Source organism: Liquorilactobacillus sicerae (assembly GCF_029916425.1).
GTDB lineage: Bacteria > Bacillota > Bacilli > Lactobacillales > Lactobacillaceae > Liquorilactobacillus > Liquorilactobacillus sicerae.
This window is the reverse complement of record NZ_JAHAVQ010000028.1, coordinates 1-2782: the sequence shown is the minus strand read 5'-3', so window position 1 is coordinate 2782 and position 2782 is coordinate 1. Positions and strand designations below refer to the sequence as shown.

Sequence of the window (2782 nt, the reverse complement as noted above, 5' to 3'; positions counted from 1 at the left end):
TATGACAATCGAGTCGTTGATTATGCAGCAAACTTGAAACCCTCAGCTCGGGGAGAATTAGAAATCACTGATTTAAATAAGATCTATTTGGAAAATAAAGAACTAAACGTTAAGTTGATGGGCCGTGGCTACGCTTGGCTAGATACTGGTACCCATGATTCAATGCTGGAAGCAGCCAGTTTCATTGCCACCATTGAGAAACGCCAGAACTTAAAGGTTGCTTGTCTGGAAGAGATTGCCTATCGGATGGGTTATATTTCTAAAGAGCGCTTGGTCGAGTTAGCTCAGCCAATGAAGAAAAATGACTATGGTCAATATTTGATCCGTTTAGCTAACAATCAAAATTAAAGGAGCGTATTAGAAGTGAGTTTAAAAGTAATTTCAACTAATTTGCAAGATGTCAAAATTGTGGAAGCTGATGTTTTCGGTGATCATCGTGGCTTTTTCACCGAGACTTATACCAAGAGTAAATTCCATGAAGCAGGGATCGATATTGATTTTATTCAAGATAATCAATCATTATCAGTTGAACCCGGCGTTTTGCGTGGAATGCATTATCAGCGTGCACCTTATGCCCAGACCAAACTCTTACGAGCAGTGACCGGCGTGATTTATGATGTCTTAGTTGATATCCGCAAAGGTTCACCGACTTATGGTCAATGGGAAGGTTACATTTTGAGTGAATACAATCATCGTCAGCTGTTAGTTCCGAAGGGCTTTGCCCACGGCTTTGTAACGTTGACTCCAAATGTCAATGTGGCCTATAAAGTCGACGGCTTTTATGCACCGCAAGCTGATGGCGGAATTGCTTTTGATGACCCGGATATCGGCATTAAATGGCCGATGCCGTTAAATCATCTGATTTTATCAGAAAAGGATCAGCATCATCCACAATTAAAAGATGCTGATTTGAACTTTGTATACGAGGAGGAAAAGTAATGAATCTCTTAGTAACTGGTGGTGCCGGTTTTATTGGCAGCAATTTTGTTCATTACTATCTGCAAGAGCATCCGTATGACAAGATTGTTGATTTGGATCTGTTGACTTATGCCGGCAATATCCATAACTTGGATGATTTAGCAGCTGAGCAGCGGCATATCTTTGTGAAAGGCAATATTGTTAATCGGGAACTAGTTGCCTATTTGATCAAGCAATATCAAATTGATGCAATTGTCAACTTTGCGGCCGAAAGCCATGTTGATCGTTCAATCTTGCACCCAGAAGTCTTTGTTGAAACTAATGTTCAAGGCACCTTGGCATTATTAGATGAAGCTAAAAAGAACCAGGTTGGTAAATTCTTGCAGGTTTCAACTGATGAAGTCTATGGGACTTTAGGTCAGACGGGTTATTTTACCGAAACGACGCCCTTAGCTCCAAACTCACCATATTCAGCTAGCAAAGCCTCGGCTGACTTGGTCGTACGCTCATACTTTGAAACTTATGGTTTGAACATTAACATCACTCGCTGCTCCAATAATTACGGCCCATATCAATTCCCAGAAAAGTTGATTCCTTTGATGACTTCCAATGGCATGGACGGTAAACAGTTGCCAATTTATGGTGATGGTCAAAACATTCGTGATTGGCTGCATGTTTCAGATCATTGTCGGGCAATTGATTTGGTCTTGCATCAAGGCAAAGCCGGTGAGGTTTATAATGTTGGTGGACACAATGAACATACCAATAATGAGATTGTGCATTTGATCATTAAGCAACTGGGCTTGAGTGAAGATGCAATTGAATATGTCAAGGATCGTTTGGGCCATGATCGGCGCTATGGAATTGATCCAACGAAGATCGAAACGCAGCTGGGCTGGAAGCCATTATATACCTTTGAACGTGGAATCAAAGAAACCGTTAAATGGTATCAGGAAAATGAAGCTTGGTGGCGTCCTTTAAAGCAACGGGCTGCCTTGAAATAAGATGGAGGAGAGCAACGTGAAAATTTTAATTACTGGCGGCAATGGACAATTAGGCCAAGAACTGCAGCATTTATTTCGAGAACGCAAGGTTGCTTTTAAAGCCGCCGACGTTAACGAATTAGACATCACTAAAGAACGACAAGTTGATCAATTTTTTGCTGCGTATCATCCTGAGGTCGTTTATCATTGTGCAGCTTATACCGCGGTTGATAAAGCTGAAGGTGAGGGAAAAGCAGCTGATGAACTGATCAATGCAGTTGGAACTGAGATCATGGCTAAAGCTTGTCAGAAGTATGGGGCAACTTTGGTTTATGTCAGCACAGATTATGTGTTTGATGGGACGCGAACCAGCGGTGAATATTTGCCAGATGATCCGAAAGGTCCGCGCAATGAATATGGTCGGACTAAATTGTTAGGTGAGCAGGCGGTTCAAAAATATTGTCAAAAATATTATATTGTTCGGACAGCTTGGGTCTATGGTCAATGGGGTCATAACTTTGTTTACACGATGTTAAACTTGGCGAAGACTCATGATAAGTTGACAGTCGTTGATGATCAAGTTGGTCGGCCAACTTGGACGCGAACCCTAGCTGAATTTTTGACTTATTTGGTTGATAATCAGATTGCTTATGGGGTTTACCAGTGCAGCAATGATGGTCAATGTTCGTGGTATGAATTTGCTAAAGAGATTCTAAAGGATCGGCCGGTAGAAGTGTTGCCGGTCAGTTCCGATCAATATCCATCGGCTGCGTTTCGACCGCATTATTCGGTGATGCATTTGGCGAAAGAGACGGGCTTCAAGTTTCCGCAGTGGCAAGTAGCCTTGGATGGATTCATGCAGCAGATTGGTGAAAAATAAA

4 protein-coding genes are annotated in these 2782 nt (G+C 41.9%); all 4 read left to right on the top strand.

Going from position 1 to position 2782, the window contains the following annotated elements; translation table 11 throughout:
* Positions 1–348, top strand: a 348-nt coding sequence (locus KH893_RS10930; protein ID WP_281166159.1) for a sugar phosphate nucleotidyltransferase, incomplete at its 5' end; no start/stop codon positions are given.
* Positions 349–363: 15 nt separating this feature from the next.
* Entirely contained in the window at positions 364–939 is a 576-nt protein-coding gene (rfbC, locus tag KH893_RS10925) for a dTDP-4-dehydrorhamnose 3,5-epimerase (RefSeq protein ID WP_281166158.1), read from the top strand.
* Positions 939–1922, top strand: a complete 984-nt coding sequence (rfbB, locus tag KH893_RS10920) for a dTDP-glucose 4,6-dehydratase (protein ID WP_281166157.1) — start codon at positions 939–941, stop codon at positions 1920–1922. The genes rfbC and rfbB overlap by 1 nt, the downstream gene beginning before the upstream one ends.
* Before the next feature lie 16 nt (positions 1923–1938).
* Positions 1939–2781: a dTDP-4-dehydrorhamnose reductase gene (rfbD, locus tag KH893_RS10915; protein ID WP_281166156.1), complete on the top strand. Its 843-nt coding sequence runs from the start codon at positions 1939–1941 to the stop codon at positions 2779–2781.
* The last annotated feature ends 1 nt before the right edge of the window (position 2782 follow it).

What these genes read in the sequence shown, in the direction of transcription:
- rfbB (WP_281166157.1), top strand. Translation starts at nt 939, where the DNA reads ATGAATCTCTTAGTAACTGGTGGTGCCGGTTTTATTGGCAGCAATTTT.